This window comes from Zwartia lucis (assembly GCF_965234455.1).
Lineage (GTDB): Bacteria > Pseudomonadota > Gammaproteobacteria > Burkholderiales > Burkholderiaceae_B > Zwartia > Zwartia lucis.
This window is the reverse complement of sequence record NZ_OZ248472.1, coordinates 159090-181681: the sequence shown is the minus strand read 5'-3', so window position 1 is coordinate 181681 and position 22592 is coordinate 159090. Positions and strand designations below refer to the sequence as shown.

Below are 22592 nucleotides of genomic sequence, written 5' to 3'. Positions count from 1 at the left end.
CCATATTGGATCAGGAAACCACTCGACCGCCCTGCAGGACTAATTGTCGATCACAGCGAGCTGCCAGAGAGAGATCGTGCGTCACCAGAACAAGCGTTGTGTTTTGTTGTGCGGCGAGCTCGAACATGAGATCAATGATCGTCGCTCCAGTCACAGCATCCAAGCTCCCCGTGGGCTCATCGGCAAAGATTAAAATCGGACCTTGAACAAAGGCGCGAGCAATTGAGACGCGTTGTTGCTCGCCGCCAGACAGAGTCGAAGGATAGTGATGTAGCCGCTCACCAAGCCCTACGCGTTGCAACATCGAGTTTGCCGCCGCTGCGGCAGGTTTTCCCGCAAGTTCAATCGGTAACATCACGTTTTCAAGAGCAGTCAAATTAGGAAGAAGCTGAAAAGATTGAAAAACAAATCCAACATGACTGGCTCTGAAGGCCGCTCTGCGATCCTCATTCATTTGAGTCAGTGATTGTCCAAGCAAATGAACTTCTCCCCCGCTTGGTTGGTCCAAACCAGCAAGAAGACCTAAAAGAGTTGATTTGCCAGAGCCAGATGCGCCAGTAATTGCAAGTGACTGTCCCACCGAAACCGAAAAGCTTACGTCATCTAAAATACTCAATACTCCCGTAGCATCAATCACTTGCTTAGAAAGTCGCTCGACTACAATCGCTTTGGTCACATCATTCATGAATTCATTCTCTCGCTATCGACGTCACATTAACCTTGGAATGATCGGGCTTGCCATGCTTCAAGGTTTAGCCGCGTACGCACAAACCCCACAATTTTCCAATCATCCCACAAGAATATTAGTCGTGGGTGACAGTCTATCTGCAGAATACGGATTAAAGCGTGGAACCGGCTGGGTAGAGTTGTTAAAAACATCTCTTTCAAATGCGCATCCAAAAATAGAAATTATCAATGCAAGCATTAGCGGTGACACAACGAGTGGTGGACGAACGCGCTTGAAGGCATTGCTTGAACGCACAAGTCCCAATATCGTGCTGATTGAGTTAGGCGCGAATGATGCGCTTCGAGGATTGCCACTTGAGATGACAAAAAACAATTTGCTTGCAATGGTTCACTTGGTCAAAGCGACGGGTGCCAAGCCCATCATTGCAGGCATGCAAATACCCCCCAATTATGGAAGGGAGTACACGACTGCATTCAAAAGATTATTTGAAGAAGTTGCCTTGAGCGAAGAAACAGCACTCATACCGTTCTTTCTAGGGGGTATTGCGGAAAATCCGGCCATGTTTCAGGCCGATACAATCCATCCCAATGAGGAAGCACAGCCGATTTTGTTGGGTAATGTGCAAAAAATACTTTTACCCATGCTCAAGCCATGAGAGCAACCATGACAGCGGCTACGCGTTAAAGCTTCGCCGCGTCAAGCTCTCCACTAATGAGTTTCGATGCATCCGGAAGCATTTTGACTTTAAATTCCTTGCGTAGCACCTTTAGAGCAGCCTGTTCTTCAGCTACGCCCCATGCTTGAGAAAGCTGCGCTTGTAATTGACTCAATTGCGCTGGCTCAGGTTTGGGGCCTTCTTGAACTTTAGACAGTCTCAAAATAGTGTATTGCTCAGCACCTGCAACGCCAACATAGGTTGGTAAGGGTGCCGTCTTCGATGACATCACCGCTTCGAGCTGTTCGCGATTTAACGTAACGGGCTGCTGTCGAGTGACTTCGATAGCGGCCTCAAAATCCTTGGGCTCAGTTTGAGGTGCGGCTTTGAGCAGTTCAAGCTCTTTAAGGCCAGACGCTTGCGCAGCAGCCAAAGAAAGCTCATTAGTCAACTGTTGTTTAATTTGTTCGGAGACGGCTGCCAAGGGAGGAATGTACGATGGATGAGTCGCTACGATTCGAACAGCAACAATCACATCAGACGACACCTCGATCAAACCTGAATTTAATTTTTCTTTTAAAACATCAGCAGAGAAAACCGCTTGCCGAACTTTCGGATTACCAAAGATCAGTTGCTCCTCTTCGGTGATAGCAGCAGCAGAACGCTGAGAAGCCGGTAACAAACCTTCACGCGTCAATCCGGTCGCAGTTAAAACAGGGAGACTGAGCGCTGTGGCAATTGGGGCCAGACTATCGCGTTGATCATAGACGAGGCTGGTGAGCTTGTTAGCGAGCTGAGCAAATTGTTCGGCAGCCAGTTGTTTGCGAATTTCACTAGTGATGTCCTCTTTGACCTCAGCTAAAGGCTTGATCGAAGCAGGCTGGACATCAATAACATTAATCACGTGAAAGCCAAATGGACTCTCAACGACCCCAGAAATTTTGCCTCGGTCAAGCTCAAAAACAGACGTTTCAACCTGTGGAACCAACATATTTTTACTAATCCAACCTAGGTCACCGCCTTGGTTTGCAGAGCCACTGTCTTGGGAGAACTCTTTGGCAAGCGCTCCAAAATTTTCAGGCGCAGCGAGCGCACGATTGGCTATGTCTTGGGCTTTGGCACGCGCTTCTGTTTTCACAGCATCGTTTGCTGAAGCAGAAAGTTCAATCAAAATGTGACTCACGCGCCGGCGCTCAGGCTGACCATAGCGCGCTTGATTTTGTTTATAAAAATTTTCGATATTTTGTTCGCTCACCTTGATATCTTTTGTGGCGGCTTTCTCGTTGAGCACAACATATTGCACGTCGACGTTTTCAGGAACTTGCAGCTTTGCCTGATTGTTGTCATACCACTTTTTAATATCCGCCTCAGAGACATTGATGGTGTTTACAAATGCGGAGGCCGCAAAACTACGACGCTCGACCGTTCTTTTTTCAGTCAAAAGTAAAAGAATTTTCTCCGTGACTTCTGAAGGAACGCGAGCGGTCAAACCGATTGGCTGAAGAACCTGAGCAAAGGCGAGATCACGTCTGAGGCCAAGCTCAAAACTCGTGGGAGTCATGCCCTGGGCGGCAAGAACATCACGATAGCGTTGAGACGAAAATTGACCGTTTTCCTGAACGGCAGGAATGGTAGCGATTGTCCGACGCAGTGTTTCATCAGAAACGGAATAGCGACCTTTTGCCGCAGCGAGCGCGATCGTGCGTTCATCAACCATCCGATTTAAGAGCTGCTCGCGAAACTCAGGCGTGTCAAAGGCTGCAGGATCAAACTGCGCACCTAAGGCATTGCGAACCTGTTCAAGTTGCGATGTGCGGGCCTGATTGAACTGCCCCAAGGTAATGGGCTGTTCTCCGACAGAGACTAACTCTGGCTCTGAGGACATAAAGCCCGAATATCCCTGAACACCGAAAAAAACGAAAGAAGGGACAATAAGAAGCAGTAGGATCAGTTGCATCCAACGCTGATGATTACGAATGAAATCAAACATAAATGAGCCGCACACCTAAAAAGTAAGCCGCCGAAGTTTACCACCGGCTTACGCTATGCTTAAAGAATCTTTGAAAGTGAGTATGTATTCAATACGACTGACTTAAATTGAACAGATCTTTAAATCATACAACGACATTGCCTTAAGTACTACATGAATTTATTTATTTAAATAATTGATTTATAATATAAATATATATTTCGGAGAGTCATTTGTTTAGTTATCGACACGGTTTTCATGCAGGCAATCATGCCGATGTTCTCAAACATATCGTTCTCACCCATATTCTTCAGTATTACAACCAAAAAGAAACGCCTTATTGGTTTGTTGACCTCCATGCCGGCGCTGGCTTGTATGACCTAGGAGGAGAATGGGCACAAAAAAAAGGCGAGTATCTCGATGGTATTGCGCGTGTTTGGGATGCCAAGTCTCGTCCGCCAGCAGTCATGCAGTATCTTGATGTCATCAAAGAGTTGAATCCCGATGGCGAGTTACGAATCTATCCTGGCTCTCCTTGGATCGCCCTCGAAGCCTGTCGCGCGCAAGATAAGTTGCGTTTGTTTGAAATGCACCAAAACGAAGCTGACATTCTTCGTCAAAACCTTGATCAGCGCGCATCGAGAGTGCCAAGACAAACTTCAGTCTTTGGGGATGATGGCTTTGCAGGCCTCAAGGGTCATATTCCACCACCAACACGACGTGCGATTGTTTTGATCGATCCTTCCTACGAAGATAAGCAAGACTATCGACGCGTGGTCGAAACGTTAAAAGACGCGTTGTTGCGTTTTCCAACGGGCTGTTACGCTGTGTGGTATCCGCAGGTTCAACGCCGCGAAGCGCAAGAACTTCCAAGACAAGTAGAAAAGATATCCGGAAAAAATTGGACACATGTCAGTGTATCCGTACAAAAGCCCTCCTCGGATGGCTTAGGTCTTCATGGTAGCGGTATGTTTATCATCAATCCGCCCTATACATTAACTGCGGCAATGAAAGAAACATTGCCATGGTTAGTCAAAACATTGGGGCAAGATGAACGTGCGCATTACAAATTGGATTTTCTCACGCACTAGTAACGGAGCCTAGTTAAAACCGTTCGTTGGTACCGAGGAAGCGCCACTGGCCCACAGGCAAGTCCGAAAGCTTCACACCACCGATCCGAACGCGTTTAAGTCCGAGAACCTTGAGACCAACGAGTTCACACATTCGACGAATTTGTCTTTTTTTTCCTTCACGCAAGACAAACTGCAACTGATCCTCATTTTGCCAACGCACTTGAGCGCGTTTGAGGCGTTTTCCATCCAGCGAGAGACCTTCATTGAGGAGCTCTAGACTGCCAGGCGCTAAACGGCCCTGCACGCGGACAAGATATTCTTTTTCAATCTCTGAATCCTCACCAATTAGTTGGCGAGCAATGCGACCGTCTTGCGTCAATACCAACAAACCTGTCGAATCGATATCGAGCCGACCGGCGACAGCGAGTCCCCTGAGCTGTGATCGATCGAACTTGAGAGGACTTCGATCCGATTGAGCGCGACTCGTCGCATTAATCAGGGCAACAGCAGGCGTATAACCGTCCTCCGCTTGACCTGAAACATAGGCCATCGGCTTGTGAATAAGGATCGTGACACGAGAGGTTTGTTGCGTCGCGACATTTTTATCGAGCGTAATAGTTTGGGTGGGCAAAGCACGCTCCCCCAAGCTCGCGACCACGCCATCGACCTTGACCCAGCCTCGCTCGATGTAACTATCTGCCTCGCGTCTTGAGCACAGTCCACGGTCTGCCATTAATTTTGATATGCGTAACTTTTCCATAAGTTGGATAATACACACCCATGCATCCTTTTGACTCCTCCAGACCGTGGCGATCGCGCCCTGCACCTTCTTTATCGGTGCTTCAAAAACAGTGGCTGACCCGTCCCGGCGCCCTCACAGTGGCCCTGCGCGCGCTTGGTAACCTCAGATTGCGCGTCTTGGCCGAATATCCAGCGGGAGCGCAGCCTGACGAAGCCTATCGTCTTGGAACGACTGTGCAAGCGCCCGTATGGGTAAGAGAAATTGTGATGGAGATCAAGCAAACCGAATGCGTTGTTGCACGAAGCGTGACGCCACTGCAGGCGTCGCACGGTGTTTGGCAAGGTGTTCGTCGGCTCCAAAGCAGACCTCTCGCTGACATCTTATATGATGATGTCGCAATATTGCGTTCGGATTTCGAGGTCGCTCGTTTAACGAAACAAATTCCTTTGTATCGAACCGCGCAACGCACCCTCTTTCAATCCAACGGGATGCATGCGTGCTGTAAACCTTTGCTAGCAAGACGATCCGTATTTTGGCGACAAGGCACTCCACTTTTGGTAGCGGAGTGTTTCTTGCCCGAATTCTGGCAGCTTTTACGGTCGCTTAAAACCCAACAGCCTGGCCATCTCGACGACTATCACTGGCCACAACATAGCCGTCTTGCAGGTCCTTGGACAAGCGCCAAATAAACTGCCCCGAACCAAAGTCCATATACGGATCATCGATCGCTTTGAGCGAATGGCCAAGCTTTTCCAACCCTGCAATCGTCGTTGCACGCATCGTGGATTCGACGTCTAGCGTGAAATCTCGATTCACCTTCCATCTGGGTGCATCACATGCTGCTTGAGGCTGCTGGTGATAGTCCACCATTCGGATGACTGTTTGAATATGTCCCTGAGGCTGAATATCGCCACCCATCACTCCAAAGCTCATCACGGGCTCACCGTCACGCGTTAAAAATCCGGGGATGATGGTGTGGAAGGGTCGCTTGTGACCTTGGACGACATTGGAGGACTTAGGATCCATGGAAAAACCAACGCCACGGTTCTGAAAACTGACACCGGTCCCGGGCACCACAACACCAGAACCAAAACCCATGTAATTGGACTGGATAAAAGAAACCATCATGCCATTTTCATCGGCCGCAGTCAGGTAAATCGTACCGCCTGTCGGTGGCATGCCTGGAGGGAAATGTGTTGCACGATTGAGATCGATCAGTTTTGCACGCTCAGCGAGGTAATCATCATCGAGCATTTGAGAGGCAGAAACTTCCATGGCGCGCGGATCTGCAACATAACGATAAAGATCAGCCATGGCGAGTTTCATCGCTTCGATTTGGACATGCTGAGATTCGACAGAGTCAACCTTCATGTTGGCGAGATCGAAATGCTCAAGCATGCCAAGCGCCTGCAACGCGGAAATTCCCTGACCATTCGGTGGAATTTCATGAAGCGTATAGCCGTGATAGTTTTTTGAAATCGGCGTCACCCACTCTGGGCGATATTGACGAAAATCCTCGATTGTGTGGGCACCGCCATGCTCACGGATAAAAGCGACCAGTTTTTCTGCGGTCTCACCTTCGTACATGTCCCGCCCAAGTGACGCACCAATTTTTCTTAGTGTTTGTGCGACATCCTTAAAGACAAAACGCTCACCTACTTTCGGTGCACGACCTTCAGGCATGAAAGTATGCGCAAAACCTGGTTGGTTTTTGAGTTCTGGAACTGCAGCAGCCCACTTTTGTGCAACCACGGGAGGCACCGAATAGCCTCGCTCTGCGATTTCTATTGCCGGCTCCATCAATTCGGCGAAAGCAAGCTTGCCATAACGCTCGTGCAAGGCAGCCCAGCCCGCAACTACGCCAGGTACTGTGATGGCGTCTACGCCTCGTTTGGGTGCTTTAGCAAGCCCATTGACATCAACGCCGTATTTCCTTTTGAAATAATCAATATCCCAAGCTTTAGGGGCATAGCCGGAGGCGTTAAGCCCTTGAAGCGTTTTTCCATCCCAGACAATCGCAAAAGCATCCCCTCCAAGCCCACAGGAGACAGGCTCAACCAACGTAATGGCTGCTGCAGCTGCGATCACGGCATCCACCGCAGAACCGCCTTTTAAGAGCATGCGCAAACCGGCTTGCGCAGCTAAAGGGTGCGAGGTAGATACAACGTTACGGGCGAACACCGGGATACGAATAGTTGGGTACGGGTTGGCCCAGTTAAAAGATTTCATTTGGATATGACTCAAAAAATTAAAGAAAAATCACAGCGCAGCGTCACCGCTCTCGCTTGTACGGATTCGAATGGCTTGTTCGACCGCGGTCACAAAAATTTTGCCATCACCAATTTTTCCTGTGCGGGCGGCACGAACAATGGCCTCAATCACACGATCAACCGCCTCGTCGGCTACGACCATCTCAACCCGAATTTTAGGAAGAAAATCCACTACGTACTCTGCACCGCGGTAGAGCTCAGTATGACCTTTTTGACGCCCGAAGCCCTTGACCTCCGTGACGGTCAATCCGTTCACACCCACTTCGGCCAAGGCTTCACGCACTTCGTCAAGTTTGAAGGGCTTAATAATGGCAGTCACTTGCTTCACGATGAGTCCTATTTTTGTGAAAAATTATGTTTAGTCTCGAAAACCATTAGACAAAGGATAACGCCAATCACGTCCAAATGCCCGTTCCGTAATACGAGGACCAAAGGGACCCTGCTTGCGCTTGTACTCGTTAATGCGGATCAAGCGTACTACCTGCTCCACAGCGGCGAGTGGGTATCCTGCCGCCACAATTTGTGCAGTCGAAGCATTTCTCTCAACGTAATGTTCAATAATCGCATCGATCACATCATATTCAGGCAGGTTGTCCTGATCAGTTTGATCTTCTCGCAGTTCAGCCGAGGGTGGTCTCGTAATGATTCGAACAGGAATGACTTCGCCAAACGTGTTTCGCCAGCGCGCAAGGCGGTAAACCATTGTTTTCGCGACATCTTTCAGAACAGCAAAGCCGCCCGCCATATCCCCATAAAGGGTGCAATAGCCTGTTGAAAGTTCGGATTTATTACCTGTCGTGAGAACCAGATGACCAAATTTATTGGAAAGAGCCATCAACAGCATACCGCGCAGCCTTGCTTGGATGTTTTCCTCGGTGGCATCAGGCGCGCGACCAGCAAAAATGGGGGCAAGCACCTGATCAAAACTGCTTGCAAGGTCTGCGATCGCGATTTCACGATAATCCACGCCCAACCGTTTAACCATGTCTCTCGCATCGATTTGTGAGATGTCTGCCGTATAACGGGATGGCATCATCACAGCATGCACACGATCAGCGCCAAGGGCATCGACGGCGATGGCCATTACGACTGCAGAGTCGATACCGCCTGATAAACCTAAAATGACACTACGGAATCCATTTTTTTTCACATAATCGGTCAAGCAAACCTTGAGTGCTTCCCATATTTGGGCTTCTTTGGACAAAACCTCCGCAGATAACTGCATGCCTTGGTGATGGTTTCCTATCTCAGACGAGGAAACGACACCCTCAGAAGATACCTCAATATAACTTAGTGATGACTCGAAATCCGACGCACGCAAAACGAGCTTTCCCTCCCGCGACAAGACAAAAGACGCACCATCAAACACCAACTCATCCTGAGCACCCACGAGGTTGGCATAAACCAACGCGCAATGCGTCCGCTCAATGCAACGCAAAGCAATACGCACGCGTTGAGCTTGCTTTTCAAGACTATAAGGTGAGGCGTTCAGCACTAACAAAGCCTGTATGTCAAGCGCGGATGCGGCTTCTGGGGCTGTCTCACCCCAAATATCTTCGCAAATATTGATACCGAAGCGAACCCCTTCCACACTAAAAGCGAAAGCTTCGGTGCCAGAGGTGAAATAGCGTTTTTCGTCGAAAACTGAGTAATTAGGCAGTTCTTTTTTGAAATAAGTCCCCAACACAGCACCGTCAGCAAGGACAGTGGCCGCATTGCGCAAACCCTCCTGGGTGTTGCTGACATGCCCTAAAACAACGTGCATGCCTTTAAGCGTCGAGAGATCCTGGCAAAGCGCACGTAAAGTAGCTTCGCAGCGCTCGACAAAGTCAGGCCTGAGTAATAAGTCCTCGGGGGGATACCCCGTGAGCATGAGTTCGGGCGTGATCAACACACGAGCGCCCTGCCTATAAGCCTCCTGGGCGGCCTCAAACACCAGACGAGCGTTACCCGTCAAGTCACCCACGAGGGCGTTCAATTGTGCAATGCCGACCCTGACCGCAGACATAATGATTCCGGTTTAAACAAGTTGTCGTGAGTAAAAATTATCTCATGTCTACCAAGGCTGCGCTGCGTTCTATAATTTGCTCATCATGAAAAATACACCCAAACCAAATCAGAGCCAATTCGACAAAAAAGCCCAAGCGTGGTCCGCCCGCTTTTCGGAACCCGTTTCGGAGCTCGTCAAACGCTACACAGCCTCTGTTGACTTTGATAAACGCCTAGCACATTTCGATATCCAAGGCTCCTTGGCGCATGCCCAAATGCTCGAAGCCGTCAAAGTCATCACACCTCAAGATCGCAGCGATATCGAACGCGGCATGATGCAGATTTTGACTGAAATCGATGAAGGGCGCTTTCAGTGGCTATTAGACCTCGAAGATGTCCACCTAAATATTGAAAAGCGGCTCGTTGAGCTTGTGGGAGATGCTGGCAAGCGTCTTCATACTGGCCGCTCGCGCAATGATCAGGTCGCGACCGATATCCGCCTCTGGCTCCGCCATGAAATCGATGGGCTGATCATATTGCTCGGGCAACTTCGTCATGCACTTGCGCTTGTCGCCTTGGAGCATTCAAGCACGATTTTGCCTGGATTCACGCATATGCAGGTCGCGCAACCGGTCACCTTTGGTCATCATTTGCTGGCATATGCCGAAATGTTTGGACGCGACGCAGAACGCTTGGCGGACTGTCGCAAACGCGTCAATATTTTGCCCCTAGGCGCTGCTGCCTTAGCCGGCACCAGCTTTCCAATCGATCGTCCTTTAGTCGCCAAACTGCTGGACTTTGATGATGTCTGCCAAAACTCGCTCGATGCAGTATCCGACCGTGATTTTGCGATTGAGTTTTGTAGTGCGTGCGCCCTGATCATGACGCACATTTCAAGATTTTCAGAAGAAATCGTGATTTGGATGAGTCCAAGGGTGGGATTCATTGATCTGGCAGATCGTTTTTGCACAGGCAGTTCGATCATGCCGCAAAAGAAAAACCCGGATGTGCCTGAGCTTGCACGAGGCAAAACGGGACGTGTCAATGGTCACCTCGTCGCGTTGTTGACGCTCATGAAAGGCCAACCTCTCGCTTACAACAAGGATAATCAAGAAGACAAGGAAGGACTCTTCGATACAGCTGATACGGTCCGCGATACGCTCACGATTTTTGTTGATCTTGTCGCTGGCATTCGGGTTAAAGCAGACGCAATGCGTGCGGCTGCATTACAAGGTTTTGCAACAGCCACTGATTTAGCGGACTACCTTGTCAAGCGCGGTGTTCCCTTTCGCGATGCGCACGAGGCCGTCGCGCATGCAGTACGTGAATGTGAACAAAAAGGCTGTGATCTTGCAGATTTGAGTGTTGCTGAACTCAGGAAATTTCATCTCTCAATCGGTGACGATGTACACAGCGTACTGACCCTCGAAGGCTCTGTTGCAGCACGCAATCACATTGGAGGAACAGCGCCTGAGCGCGTGCGCCAGGCAGCACAAAAAATTATTGACTTAGGAATCAAAAACGGCAATTGATTCAACATGGCTGGTGTGGGGAAACATGTTCACCACACCAGCCGCTTTGAGCTTGTAGCCCCCTGCATGTAACAAAATAGCGGTGTCTCGCGCAAGAGTTGCAGGATTGCATGACACATACACAATGCGAACAGGTCGATACGATTTTGGTAGGTTGATCAGTGCCTGGGAAAGTGCTTGGGCGCCCTCACGAGGTGGGTCGATCAGCATCCTGTCAAAGTAACCAAGCTCTGCTAACCACTCTGCCGTCACATCGAACAAATTTAGAGTTTCAAATTTTGCGTGGCGAATCCCAGCACGTTTTGCTGCCTCCTGAGCGCGCGCAGTCAAAGTTTCGCTACCTTCGACACCTACCACCTCTCGACAACGTGTTGCCAGAGGAAGCGTGAAATTCCCAAGACCACAAAACATATCCACAATGCGATCTTGTGCCTGTGGTTCAAGCAGGGTCATCGCGCGAGAAACAAGCACTCTATTGATTTGATGGTTGACTTGAGTAAAGTCAGTCGGTTTGAATGGCATTTCCAAACCGAACTCTGGCAAGGTGTAATGCAAGAAGTGCGCTTGGTCTGGGTCTAAAGGGGCGACTGTTTCTGGACCATGCGGCTGAAGCCACCATTGAATGGCATGACGGGCAGCAAAGTCACGCAGCACAACGAGATCTTGCGCAGTCAGTGGAACGAGATGCCTCAACACCAGCGCAGTGGCGCCCTCTCCAACCGAGGCTTCGATTTGGGGAAAGCGATCAGGGGCAGACAAATTCCTCACGAGTTCGCGCAATGGCATCAATAAAGCAGCGACGTGGGGTGGTAAAACGTGACAAGTTTTAATGTCGGCAACAAAACGGCTTTTACGCTCATGAAAGCCAACTAAAACAGTCCCCTTTTTGGCGACCCAACGTACCGCGAATCTGGCACGATAGCGATAGCCCCAATAAGGGCCATGCAATGCCGGCAATACGTGCTCAGGGCGTGTTTTGCCGATATGGTGAAGTGCGTCTTCGAGGGCGCGCTGCTTGACAGCGACCTGGGCGCTCGGCTCAAGATGTTGCATCACGCAACCACCACAGACACCAAAATGTTCACAGCGCGGCTTGACGCGCACTGATGATTCTCGTCGAATCTGAATAACGTGACCTACATCATAGGAAGGCTTACGTCGAAACGTGTTGACGGTGACATGCTCGCTTGGAAGCGCGCCCTCAATAAATACAACTTTCCCATCACGGCGAGATATGCCGCGTGCTTCTAGGTCGAGAGACTCGACCTGCAATACATCAACAGACATGTTTAACGACCCCAGGCCTCTAAATACTGCTTCCAATGCGGTTCGGTGCTTTGCTCCAGCGTTTCGCGTACTAAAGCCACCTCTGCCTCATAAGAGGCCGCGTCAAGTTCACCACGCAAGAGACGAAAACGACAATACACAAGCCAAGTATTCACCACATCAGTTTCGCAGTAAGCCCGCACTTCTTGTGCCTGCCCCTGGGTCCATGCATGCCATACTTGGCTTCCATCCATGCCTAATTTTCCCGGGAAGCCACAGAGCTTGGCAAGATCATCGAGCGGCGCATTACCACGACCATTGTGCTTGGCCAAAACATCCATCAAATCGACATGTCGCGTATGGTAGCGACTGAGATAGTTGTTGTAGCGAAACTCTCGATCATCATCGCCAGTGTCCCAATACCTGGGCGCAACCACACCATGGATCAAACTCCGGTAGTGGAGCACTGGCAAATCAAAGCCATTACCATTCCAGCTCACGAGCTTAGGCGTGTAGCGTTCGATGGTTTTAAAAAAACCAGCGAGCAGAACATGTTCGGGATCATCCGCCTGGCCAAGGCAGCGAACACGAAAACCTTGATCATCACGAAAAACACAGCCTACAACAGCGACACGTTGTAAGTGCAAAGGCAAAAAATCACTGCCCGTCAGTTCCTTTCTCGCAGCAAAGGCGCGTTGAGCGACTTCGGTGTCAGGCACCTCGCTGCCCCAGCCATGAAGTCGTCGCAAGCCTTCGACATCAGGAATTGTTTCCAAATCAAAGACAAGTGTAGGCGTCATCGTAAGAGGCTATCGAGCAGGTAAATACTGGAGTGGATCAACCGGTGTGCCGCGCCGACGCACTTCGAAATGCAAACGGACTGAAGTCGTATCAGACTGTCCCATTTCAGCGATTTTAGTACCGCGCTTAACCGCCTGACCTTCTTTGACTAGCAGGGTTTTGTTGTGTGCATAAGCTGTAATAAAGCCATCGCTGTGCTCCACAATCACTAAATTGCCAAGGCCTCTGGGGCCATCACCAGCAAAAATGACTTTCCCATTTGCAGCAGATTCGATCGGATCACCTGAGTTGCCAGCAATATCAATACCCTTGGTTGCAGGCGTGAATCCTTGAATGATCTTGCCTTTGGCAGGCCAGCCCCAACTAATCAACGCCGCGTCAGAGGCCCGAGTGCTTTCAGAGTCTGTGTTGTTAGCAGCCGCTTCCGATTGGGCGGATAGAGAATTTTGTGTTGCTTGAGAAGCTGAAGGACTGCCTGGGCGCACGACTGGCGCAGCAGTATTTCCCTCTGCTAAGCGTAAGGTTTGACCCACAATCAATAGGTTAGGATTGCTGATTTTATTCATGCGAGCAAGGGTGCCTTCGGGCACACCTGTAGCACGCGAAATTTTATTCAGCGTATCGCCCGGTTTAACAACATACGTGGATGCACTGGGCGTGCCTGAAGACAAATTTGAGACAGGAGCGCTTTTATTCGACGTGCAGCCTCCTAAAGCGAGCGCAAACACAATAAAGGCTGTGCTAGAAAATGTTTTAAGCAGAGTATTTGATTTCACGCTGACCTCATTGTTTAGCTTGATGCATGTTTGGGCATCACCACGCATACTTTTCTCCTGAATGTTCAAGGTTGCAATCCAGACTTGAGCGGAACAAATCGAACCACTTCCAGTTCTTCTCTAGACCAATTCGTTTCACTTTTACGTTGAATTCGTATCAATTTTTGAGCACTTGCGCCTTCAGGCGCGATCAACACACCTCCAATACTGAGTTGCGTCATCAGGGCTTGTGGAATTTTCAAGCCGGCAGCCGCAACAATAATCGCATCAAAGGGTGCTGAACTCACTAATCCAGCCATCCCATCGCCATAACTTAATCTGACTTTTGTCAGTTGCAGAACACGAAGATTTTCCTTTGCCATATCGTACAACGCGCGGATACGCTCTACAGAATAGACCTGAGGAAAAACATAGGACATCACTGCAGCCTGATAGCCACAACCCGTCCCGACCTCGAGAACACGTGTTGGTAGCCCTGTCTCGCAAACCGCAGCAATCATTCTCGCAACAACCCAAGGCTGAGAAATAGTTTGTCCGTGTCCGATTGGAAGTGCAGCATCATCGTAGGCACGGCTCGCCAACGCTTCGTCTACAAAAGCATGCCTTGGCACGCGTTGCATCGCGCTCAAGACCCGCTCATCCGTGATGCCTTGTGTGTGCAAACGCTCAACCATCGCAATACGCAAGCGTTCAGAGTTCAGGCCAAGATTTTCAAAGGTTCTGAGAGATGCAATGGGTGTTGGATGTGCGCTCGACAAACGAGAGATCGAAATTTTTGTGTTGCTATTGGCTGGGGTAATACCCTGGAGGCCTCTCGCACCGAGAGATTTGATGTCCTTTGCCGAAGCAGACAAGCACGGATGCTTTAGCCATTGCATAGTGGTTCGACCCAAGTCGCGACATCGGCCAGTTGTGCATGTTGTGTCAGGTCAAGCCGCAAAGGCGTGATAGACACGAAACCTCGAGCAATCGCATCAAAATCAGTACCCTGCGTCGCATCGTTTGCCGCGCCAGCAGGCCCGATCCAATATACGGTCTCGCCGTAGGGCGTACTGGAACGAACGACCGGCTGCGAAGGATGACGTTTACCTAAACGGGTGGCGAGGATCCCTTTGGTTTGATGCAATGCTAAGTCGGGAAAATTGACGTTGAGCAGTGCAGCGCCACCCAGCGGATTTTTAAGCTGCCGGGCCACGATATTGCGCGCATGTGCAGCAGCAGCGTCAAGATTGGACCAGCCTTTGGCAACTAAAGAAAAAGCAACGGAAGGGATACCAAACAAATACCCTTCGGCGGCCGCTGCAACCGTCCCCGAATACAAGGTGTCATCACCCATGTTGGCGCCATTATTGATGCCAGAAACGACGAGGTCGGGAAGACGGTCGAGTAACCCCGTAAGCGCAACGTGCACACAATCTGAAGGCGTTCCGTTCACATAGGTAAAACCATTGGGCGCCTGCCGCACTGCTAAAGGTCGACTCAATGTCAGGGAGTTTGAGGCGCCGCTATGATTGACCTCGGGTGCGACAACGGTAATGTCAGCTAAATCACGTAGGGCAGAGACTAGAGCCTCAAGTCCCGGTGCGTTATAACCATCGTCATTTGAAACAAGAATATGCATAGATCGGCGCTAAATTATCTTTTATATAAATTGTTATACATTGTACTCGCTGCATGCCTCGTAAAAAAACAAGAAACCTCTTAAAAAGAACCTTCGCGCTAGAATGAGAGCTTGACTCCCCGCTACATACCGGAACTGCGTGATGGACTATTCGGATAACGTATTAACGTCTCTCGGTATGCTTGTCGCTGCATATCTTTTAGGCTCTGTTCCATTTGCAGTGATATTTAGCCGCTTATTTGGCCTACAAGACCCTAGAACCTATGGCTCGGGCAATCCAGGTGCGACGAATGTCCTGCGTTCAGGTAACAAAGCAGCTGCAGCACTCACCTTAATCGGTGATGCGGCCAAAGGTTGGCTCGCTGTATGGCTTGCCATTCACTTTAAGACAAGCCCTCTCTTGGTAGCAGGCGTTGCAATCGCAGTGTTTCTGGGCCACCTTTATCCCATTTTCTTAAAATTTAAGGGTGGTAAAGGTGTCGCGACAGCTTTTGGCATCATGGTTGCCATTGAACCCTTCCTCGCCTTAGCCACGATGGCAACTTGGATCATCATGGCCGTGTTCTTCAGGTTTTCGTCACTCGCTGCGCTGACGTGTGCGGTATTTGCGCCCGTTTACTATTTTTTCGGGGGCATGCTGGTTTGGAAATCCTATCTCCCAATTGGCACAGCATTAATTGTAATCGCACTCTTTTTACTCTACCGACACAAAGCAAATATTCAACGCCTGATCGCAGGGACTGAACCGCGCATTGGAAGTCGCAAAAAAAACTAGGGCCTTTCTACTGAGAATTTCTTAGATCGAGGCAAGATCCCAACGTGGACGGACATCAAAGCCATGCTGATGATCCGTCAAATCAACTAGTCCTCGAACAATGCGTTGTGCGGCAGCAAAGGCGATCATGGCTCCATTGTCCGTACACAACTCAAGGGGTGGAAAAAAGGCCTCCGCCTGGCGTTTAATCAATGCATGCGCAAGTTTCGCTCTGAGCAGTCGGTTCGCGCCGACGCCACCTGCGACAACGAGACGTTTTAAACCTGTTTGATCAAGTGCTTTGATGGATTTAGCCACCAAGACCTCGACGATCGCCTGCTGGGTGGCTGCAGCAAGATCAGCCGCTAAGGTGTCACTCACGACGGCTAGCGCCTGCGCGTCTTTTAATCGAGTCAGTACGGCTGTCTTGAGGCCACTAAAGCTAAAGTCTAAATTGCCGCTATGGAGCATCGGCCGAGGTAAGCTGATCGCGTCCGGATTCCCTTGCTCAGCAAGACGCGCCAAGGCGGGGCCACCCGGATAGCCTAAGCCAAGAAGTTTGGCAGTCTTGTCAAAGGCTTCTCCGGCTGCGTCATCCATGGTTTCACCCAACAAGGTGTAAAGACCGACATCATCGACCCGCATCAACTGGGTATGACCGCCCGACACAAGCAACGCCACAAAAGGAAATTCTGGGCAAGGATCCGCCAACCGTGGTGAAAGCAAGTGCCCTTCGAGGTGATGAATGGGAATCGCCGGAAGAGAGAGCGACCATGCGAGGGACTGCGCGACACTTGCCCCAACGAGTAAAGCACCCGCCAACCCAGGACCTGCTGTATAGGCTACGGCTGAAACTTCACTGAGAGACAAGCCAGCGTCCTGAAGCACCGTGCGCGTCAGAGGAATGATTCTACGCACATGGTCTCTCGAGGCCAGTTCGGGCACGACACCACCATAGGCGGCATGCATCGCGACCTGCGTATGTAGAGCGTGAGATAGCAGACCTTTCTCGGTGCAAACGAGCGCGACGCCGGTTTCATCGCACGAACTTTCAAAGCCGAGAACGATCATAAGTACCTCAGTCCTCAATGCCTTTTGAGGCCAAAAATTCCTCATAGGGACCGCGATAATCAAGGACATGGCCAGTGGGCTGAATTTCCCAAATACGTGTCGCGAGGGCAGAGACAAATTCGCGATCATGAGAAACAAAAAACAAGGTGCCTGGATACTTATCAAGCGCAAGCTGAAGTGATTCGATTGATTCCATATCAAGGTGGTTCGTGGGTTCGTCAAGCAACATGACATTGTGCTTCTTGAGCATCAAGCGACCAAAGGTCATGCGGTTTTTCTCACCCCCTGATAAAACATGAGGAGCTTTAGGAAGATCATCTGCCGAAAAAAGTAAACGACCTAACACTGAGCGAATGGACTGATCATCATCTGAAGGTTGACGATAGTGTGTCATCCATTCAAACAAGTTGCTATCTTTATCCATGAAAAGCTCAGAGACGTCTTGAGCCATATACCCAAGGTCCGCATTTTCTGACCATTTGACCGTACCGCGATCCGGGGCTAGATCGAGTGCGAGCATGCGCAGCAGCGTGGTTTTACCCGCGCCGTTCGCACCAATAATGGCGATCTTTTCACCCGCCTCGACCATCCCTGAAAAAGGGCGTATGACAGGCGCGTCAAAACTCTTTTCTGTCAATTCAAGTGTCACGGCCTGACGATGCAACATTTTTAATTGCTCAAACCGAATAAAGGGATTTTGACGCGATGAGGGTTTGACTTCGATTTGAGCAGACTTAATCCGATCAATTTGCTTGAGTCGGGAAGTGGCTTGTCTAGCCTTTGATTTGTTGGCGGAGAAGCGACGGACAAAATCCTGCAATTCGCTGACACGCTCTTTGGCTTTGGCATTGGCATTAGAGACACGTTCGCGCGCTTGAGTCGATGCCAACATATAGTCGTCGTAATTACCCGGATAAACCCGTAACTCACCAAAATCCAAGTCGGCCATATGTGTACATACTTGGTTGAGAAAGTGACGATCGTGACTGATGATGATCATCGTGCTTTGATAACCATTTAAAACATTTTCCAACCAGCGGATCGTATTGATATCCAAGTTGTTAGTGGGTTCATCCAAAAGCAAGACATCAGGATTGGAAAAGAGTGCTTGTGCCAACAAAACCCTTAGCTTCCAACCCGGGGCGATCTCACGCATGGGGAGTTGATGCTGTTCAACAGGAAACTCAAGCCCCAAGAGGAGTTCGCCAGCTCGCGCTTCAGCCGTGTAACCATCGTACTCGGCAAACTTGGCCTCGAGGTCGGCCGCTTGCATATAGTCTTCGTCAGTCGCCTCTGGATTGGCGTAAATGGCATCACGCTGTGACATCGCCTCCCACATCTCAGTGTGGCCCATTAATACGACATCCAGCACTCTGGAGTCTTCGAATGCAAATTGATCCTGTCTGAGCTTGCCCAATCGCAGACCTGGCTCGAGATGAACGTTGCCTGCGGTCGACTCAAGATCACCACCGATTATTTTGATCAGTGTGGACTTGCCTGAACCGTTGGCGCCAATCAAACCATAACGATTGCCCTCCCCGAATTTGACATTGACGTTTTCAAAGAGAGGTTTGGGTCCAAATTGAATGGCGAGGTTTGATGCTGTTATCACGGTAGGCTACTTTAGTAAATAATTGAGTTACATCTTGATAGATATGTTTTCAGTGTAACAAGACGGGCAAAACTGACCTTTTTAAATTCTCCATCCCTATCATGCGCAGGGTCAGCAAACCATGCTGAACTCATTGATACAAAACGAGGAGAAAAAATTGGATCAACTTACTATTTTATTTCACACCCTGGGTGGATACGTTTGGGGACCGGTCTTGTTGGTATTGCTCGTTGGAACGGGGCTTTATCTCACCCTACGTCTAGGCGCCTTACAGATTCGACTTTTGCCTGTCGCGCTCCATATGGCATTTTCCAAAGGCAAAAATCCAAACTTGCCTGGCGATATTTCACAATTTCAGTCATTGATGACGGCGCTGGCCGCTACGATCGGGACCGGCAATATCGCAGGCGTCGCAACGGCCGTGGTGCTTGGCGGTCCGGGCGCCTTGTTTTGGATGTGGGTCAGCGCCTTCTTTGGCATGGCGACGAAATATGCCGAAGGTCTGTTGGCAGTGAAATACAGAATAAAAGAAGCAGACGGATCGATGTCTGGCGGGCCGATGTATTACATCTCAATTGGACTCAAGATGAAATGGCTCGGCATGGCGTTTGCCGTATTCGGAATGATCGCCGCAATCGGTACAGGCGCCTCGGTGCAGTCCAACTCTATGGCGCAGTCCATTCAATCAAGCTTCGGTATCTCCGGATGGCTAACAGGAACGGTGCTGACTGCCATCACAGCGCTTGTCATCCTTGGAGGCATTAAAAGTATCGGCCGCGTCACGGCCGTGATCGTTCCCTTTATGGCCGCGGTCTATCTTTTAGGTGGCTTGGCGGTGATTGTCTCTAATATTGAGGGACTTTGGCCCGCCTTGCGCTTGATCATGACGGATGCCTTGTCGGGATCAGCCGTTGCAGGTGGTGCGATCGGCACCATGATCCGCTACGGAGTCGCGCGCGGCGTGTTCTCAAACGAGGCAGGACTCGGTACTGCTCCTATTGCCGCTGCGGCAGCCAAAACTGACCAGCCTGTCAAACAGGCACTTGTTTCGATGACCGGCACCTTTATCGACACCATTATCGTGTGCTCAATTACCGGTATCGTTCTTGTTATGGGTGGTCAATTCAAGTCGGGTGTAACCGGAGCCGCCCTCACCGCCCAAACGTTTGACACGATGTTGCCAGGGCCTGGGGGCTGGATCGTGACGATCGGTTTGATCTTTTTTGCCTTTTCAACCATTCTTGGCTGGAGTTATTACGGTGAAAAATGCGCGCAGTACGCATTGGGCAAACGGATTGTCTGGCCTTATCGCTGCCTCTATACCGCTTTTGTCATGATCGGTACGGTTGTTTCCCTAGATCTTGTTTGGGCCGTCTCAGACGTCGTGAATGGTCTCATGGCATTCCCCAACCTCATAGGCATCGTGTTACTTTCAGGCGTCGTCATCAAGGAAACACAAGTCTATCTGGCCGCCGAGCGCGCACTCAAACTAAACAATAAAGATTAAAAATCCTCAGGATGCTCCTCGAGGACCAAGTGGGCGATGCCATCCTCCGTCGCAACGCCCACTTTGGCTCCAATCGGCAAGGTCGCTTTCATCGGGGTATGTCCGAACGGTAAACCAGGAATCACTGGGATCTTGACCGACTGCCTAATGAACGCGACGGCCGCGTTTAGATCGTATCCGCGGTCGTGCTCTGCCAATCGATAATCAGTAAACCCACCAAGCAATAATGCTTTTTGTTTACCTAAAATACCTGCTTGCGCAAGCTGATTCAGCATACGTTCTATCCGATAAGGATGCTCGCCCACATCCTCAACGAACAGAATGCCGCCTTTAATTTTGGGCATAAAAGGGGTGCCCAGCAAAGACGTGATCATCGCAAGATTGCCACCCCACAAGACACCTCTGCAATCAACCGCATCGGCCTGTTCAGACTCAAAGCTTAGGATTTCAAGCTCACCGCGCATGACTTCGCCAAAAATCTCGGTGGTCAGTATTTCAGGCTTGGGTGCGCCAAAGTCATAGCAAGCGGTCGGGCCGGCATAACTGATTAAGCCAGTTTTGGCGAGTAGTGCCAAATTGAAAGCAGTGAAGTCACTTTGCCCTACAAATCTTTTACCAGACTGAGATAACGCAGACCAATTGAGATGGGGCAACAGTCTAGTGACACCATAGCCACCGCGTGAAGCCATCACAATAGGAAGTTTTTGTTTAACCGCTCGCTCAAACGCAGCGATACGTTGAGCATCCGAACCAGCAAAACGTTGATCACACGCTAACGCCGTAGGATCCAACGCAACCTTAAAGCCCATTTTCTCTAAACGCTTTACACCCCTGGCCAATATTTTTGCGTCGGCAACGGCGCTCGAGGGGCTCATAATATAAATGCCCTTGTGGGCAGCGGACGATATACGCGCGACAGGACTATTCACGGCGGCTTGACTACGACTCAATGTGGCTCTCCTTGGAGCGACGACGTTTGAAAAAATCACGCAATGTCTCGCCGCATTCATGCGCGAGTACGCCACCCTCCACGCGTGTGTGATGGTTTAAACGCGACTCTGACGGCAAGTTAATCACACTTCCACACGCACCTGTTTTGGGGTCTGAGGCACCAAACACTACACGCGCAAGACGTGCGTGCATGATGGCACCCATACACATGACACAAGGCTCAAGCGTGACGTAAAGCGTAGCGCCAGGCAATCTGTAATTACCGATGTTTCTTGCCGCGTTTCTTAAAGCAATGACTTCGGCATGACCCGTGGGATCATGGTCTTGAATCGTACGGTTAAAACCCGTGGATAACAGCAGACCATTGGCGTCAATGATGACCGCTCCTACAGGAACCTCGTCTGCCTCTTGCGCAAGGCAAGCTTGCTCAAGCGCAAGACGCATGAATGAATCATCCACGATAGACACGAGATTTCAGGGCAATTCGGCCTGCGAGGCTTGTTAAAGCTTCTTCGAGCCACTGATACAGTTCTGCATCATCGTCGTAGCGGGCTTGATTCAGATTTGAAACGCGTCCATCCTCGATAAAACCCCATGCACGGCTGCGTTTGTCACGGTGTTTAGGATCCCACACACCAAACGCAAATCCGCCAGAGCTACGGATTAATGAAAAACACGGAATATCCGTATAGCCATCACCAACAAAAACCATTTGGTCAAAAGGTATACGCAAACGATCTTCGGGAATTTTACGGTTGACCTCGAAAGGTTTACCGATATAGCTCGGTCCGACAATGCCTTTTTGGATATGAAATAGATATCGGGTTTTGTCTGTAAAACTGACAATGCGGCGTGGAAAAGTAATCCCGCCTTGCTCGTCATAAATAAACTCTGAAGCCCAAATGCCGGTGAACTCATGGGCAATGCGTGTGTGGCGCACAACATCTCCGATACCGCTTGAGATCAAATAAAACTCAAGTTGCACCTGAGGATGAACGACTTTGACTTGTTCGCGCAAGCGGCGAAAAAGTGTCTCGACTCCTGCATGCAACGGCAGAGAATGCCCCCAGTGTTGAAGGCGCTCTTGCGTGATGGTGCCGTATTTGCCTTCTTTGGAAAGCGCAATCATCTCGTGCAAATAGGCTGGGACAGGATCCCAGTCGCGCGCCAATAAAGGATCGACTCTACCTGACCAAAATTGTTGGGTGTCCACACCTAGGCTCTCTAGAAAGCCTGAAGTGCTGTCTGGAGCAAGCGTATCGTCAAAATCAAAAATCAGCGCAATGACATCAGACATCGTCTCTATCCGGCGGTT

At 50.0% G+C, this 22592-nt stretch carries 22 protein-coding genes; 6 read left to right on the top strand and 16 right to left on the bottom strand.

Annotated features, from left to right (window positions below; genetic code table 11):
• Positions 1–10: 10 nt before the first annotated feature.
• Positions 11–685, bottom strand: a complete 675-nt coding sequence (locus AC8GE9_RS00865; RefSeq protein WP_506675230.1) for an ABC transporter ATP-binding protein — start codon at positions 683–685, stop codon at positions 11–13.
• Here AC8GE9_RS00865 and AC8GE9_RS00860 point away from each other — a divergent pair.
• Positions 684–1343: an arylesterase gene (locus AC8GE9_RS00860; RefSeq protein ID WP_506675229.1), complete on the top strand. Its 660-nt coding sequence runs from the start codon at positions 684–686 to the stop codon at positions 1341–1343. The two genes, AC8GE9_RS00865 and AC8GE9_RS00860, sit on opposite strands and share 2 nt — an antisense overlap.
• Positions 1344–1368: 25 nt before the next feature.
• Here the strand turns inward: AC8GE9_RS00860 and AC8GE9_RS00855 are convergent, their stop codons facing one another.
• A complete protein-coding gene (locus AC8GE9_RS00855) occupies positions 1369–3333 on the bottom strand; it encodes a SurA N-terminal domain-containing protein (protein WP_506675228.1) in 1965 nt (654 codons plus the stop codon).
• 212 nt (positions 3334–3545) lie between these two features.
• On the opposite strand from AC8GE9_RS00855, the gene AC8GE9_RS00850 reads away from it, so the two are divergent.
• Positions 3546–4403 carry a 23S rRNA (adenine(2030)-N(6))-methyltransferase RlmJ gene (locus tag AC8GE9_RS00850; RefSeq protein ID WP_506675227.1) on the top strand — a complete coding sequence of 286 codons (858 nt, stop codon included), beginning with the start codon at positions 3546–3548 and terminating at the stop codon, positions 4401–4403.
• Between the two features lie 13 nt (positions 4404–4416).
• Here AC8GE9_RS00850 and AC8GE9_RS00845 read toward each other — a convergent pair whose 3' ends face one another.
• Positions 4417–5145: a pseudouridine synthase gene (locus AC8GE9_RS00845; RefSeq protein WP_506675226.1), complete on the bottom strand. Its 729-nt coding sequence runs from the start codon at positions 5143–5145 to the stop codon at positions 4417–4419.
• Positions 5146–5165: 20 nt separating this feature from the next.
• Here AC8GE9_RS00845 and AC8GE9_RS00840 point away from each other — a divergent pair, with 20 nt between their 5' ends.
• Positions 5166–5816, top strand: a complete 651-nt coding sequence (locus AC8GE9_RS00840; RefSeq protein ID WP_506675225.1) for a chorismate--pyruvate lyase family protein — start codon at positions 5166–5168, stop codon at positions 5814–5816.
• On the opposite strand, the gene AC8GE9_RS00835 is transcribed toward AC8GE9_RS00840, so the two are convergent.
• Genes AC8GE9_RS00835 through AC8GE9_RS00825 form a run of 3 tightly spaced genes read right to left on the bottom strand, consistent with a single transcriptional unit; the run spans position 5731 to position 9405 of the window.
• On the bottom strand, positions 5731–7356 hold the full coding sequence (locus tag AC8GE9_RS00835; protein ID WP_506675224.1) for a gamma-glutamyltransferase family protein: 1626 nt from the start codon (positions 7354–7356) through the stop codon (positions 5731–5733). The two genes, AC8GE9_RS00840 and AC8GE9_RS00835, sit on opposite strands and share 86 nt — an antisense overlap.
• A gap of 30 nt (positions 7357–7386) precedes the next feature.
• Entirely contained in the window at positions 7387–7725 is a 339-nt protein-coding gene (locus tag AC8GE9_RS00830; RefSeq protein WP_506675223.1) for a P-II family nitrogen regulator, read from the bottom strand.
• 30 nt (positions 7726–7755) lie between these two features.
• Positions 7756–9405 (bottom strand): NAD+ synthase, encoded by a 1650-nt coding sequence (locus tag AC8GE9_RS00825; RefSeq protein ID WP_506675222.1) that lies wholly within the window; start codon positions 9403–9405, stop codon positions 7756–7758.
• A gap of 85 nt (positions 9406–9490) precedes the next feature.
• On the opposite strand from AC8GE9_RS00825, the gene argH reads away from it, so the two are divergent.
• Entirely contained in the window at positions 9491–10918 is a 1428-nt protein-coding gene (gene argH, locus AC8GE9_RS00820; RefSeq protein WP_506675221.1) for an argininosuccinate lyase, read from the top strand.
• Here the strand turns inward: argH and rlmD are convergent.
• The 5 genes from rlmD to surE form a co-directional block, all read right to left on the bottom strand.
• Complete coding sequence (gene rlmD, locus AC8GE9_RS00815; RefSeq protein ID WP_506675220.1) at positions 10895–12205, bottom strand: 23S rRNA (uracil(1939)-C(5))-methyltransferase RlmD; 1311 nt, start codon at positions 12203–12205, stop codon at positions 10895–10897. The genes argH and rlmD overlap by 24 nt on opposite strands.
• A 2-nt stretch (positions 12206–12207) precedes the next feature.
• Complete coding sequence (locus AC8GE9_RS00810) at positions 12208–12984, bottom strand: 3'-5' exonuclease (protein ID WP_506675219.1); 777 nt, start codon at positions 12982–12984, stop codon at positions 12208–12210.
• Between the two features lie 9 nt (positions 12985–12993).
• Positions 12994–13761 carry a peptidoglycan DD-metalloendopeptidase family protein gene (locus AC8GE9_RS00805; protein ID WP_506675218.1) on the bottom strand — a complete coding sequence of 256 codons (768 nt, stop codon included), beginning with the start codon at positions 13759–13761 and terminating at the stop codon, positions 12994–12996.
• A gap of 65 nt (positions 13762–13826) precedes the next feature.
• Positions 13827–14639, bottom strand: coding sequence for a protein-L-isoaspartate(D-aspartate) O-methyltransferase (locus AC8GE9_RS00800; protein WP_506675217.1), 813 nt, complete (start codon positions 14637–14639; stop codon positions 13827–13829).
• Positions 14627–15382 (bottom strand): 5'/3'-nucleotidase SurE, encoded by a 756-nt coding sequence (gene surE, locus AC8GE9_RS00795; protein WP_506675216.1) that lies wholly within the window; start codon positions 15380–15382, stop codon positions 14627–14629. Before surE ends, AC8GE9_RS00800 begins: the two co-directional genes overlap by 13 nt.
• 142 nt (positions 15383–15524) lie before the next feature.
• On the opposite strand from surE, the gene plsY reads away from it, so the two are divergent.
• The gene (gene plsY / locus AC8GE9_RS00790) at positions 15525–16157 is read left to right on the top strand and encodes a glycerol-3-phosphate 1-O-acyltransferase PlsY (protein ID WP_506675215.1); all 633 of its coding nucleotides are present in this window, start codon (positions 15525–15527) and stop codon (positions 16155–16157) included.
• A gap of 21 nt (positions 16158–16178) precedes the next feature.
• Here the strand turns inward: plsY and tsaD are convergent, their stop codons facing one another.
• Both tsaD and AC8GE9_RS00780 read right to left on the bottom strand, forming a co-directional pair.
• Positions 16179–17207, bottom strand: a complete 1029-nt coding sequence (gene tsaD / locus AC8GE9_RS00785) for a tRNA (adenosine(37)-N6)-threonylcarbamoyltransferase complex transferase subunit TsaD (RefSeq protein ID WP_506675214.1) — start codon at positions 17205–17207, stop codon at positions 16179–16181.
• Between the two features lie 7 nt (positions 17208–17214).
• On the bottom strand, positions 17215–18819 hold the full coding sequence (locus AC8GE9_RS00780; protein ID WP_506675213.1) for an ABC-F family ATPase: 1605 nt from the start codon (positions 18817–18819) through the stop codon (positions 17215–17217).
• 157 nt (positions 18820–18976) lie between these two features.
• Between AC8GE9_RS00780 and AC8GE9_RS00775 the strand changes: the two genes are divergently transcribed.
• Positions 18977–20326 (top strand): alanine/glycine:cation symporter family protein, encoded by a 1350-nt coding sequence (locus AC8GE9_RS00775; protein WP_506675212.1) that lies wholly within the window; start codon positions 18977–18979, stop codon positions 20324–20326.
• On the opposite strand, the gene AC8GE9_RS00770 is transcribed toward AC8GE9_RS00775, so the two are convergent.
• The 3 genes from AC8GE9_RS00770 to AC8GE9_RS00760 are packed head-to-tail and all read right to left on the bottom strand — an operon-like array spanning position 20323 to position 22574.
• Positions 20323–21276, bottom strand: coding sequence for an LD-carboxypeptidase (locus tag AC8GE9_RS00770; protein ID WP_506675210.1), 954 nt, complete (start codon positions 21274–21276; stop codon positions 20323–20325). The two genes, AC8GE9_RS00775 and AC8GE9_RS00770, sit on opposite strands and share 4 nt — an antisense overlap.
• On the bottom strand, positions 21266–21721 hold the full coding sequence (gene tadA, locus AC8GE9_RS00765; protein ID WP_506676286.1) for a tRNA adenosine(34) deaminase TadA: 456 nt from the start codon (positions 21719–21721) through the stop codon (positions 21266–21268). The genes AC8GE9_RS00770 and tadA overlap by 11 nt, the downstream gene beginning before the upstream one ends.
• A gap of 7 nt (positions 21722–21728) precedes the next feature.
• Positions 21729–22574: an HAD family hydrolase gene (locus AC8GE9_RS00760; protein WP_506675209.1), complete on the bottom strand. Its 846-nt coding sequence runs from the start codon at positions 22572–22574 to the stop codon at positions 21729–21731.
• Positions 22575–22592 lie beyond the last annotated feature (18 nt).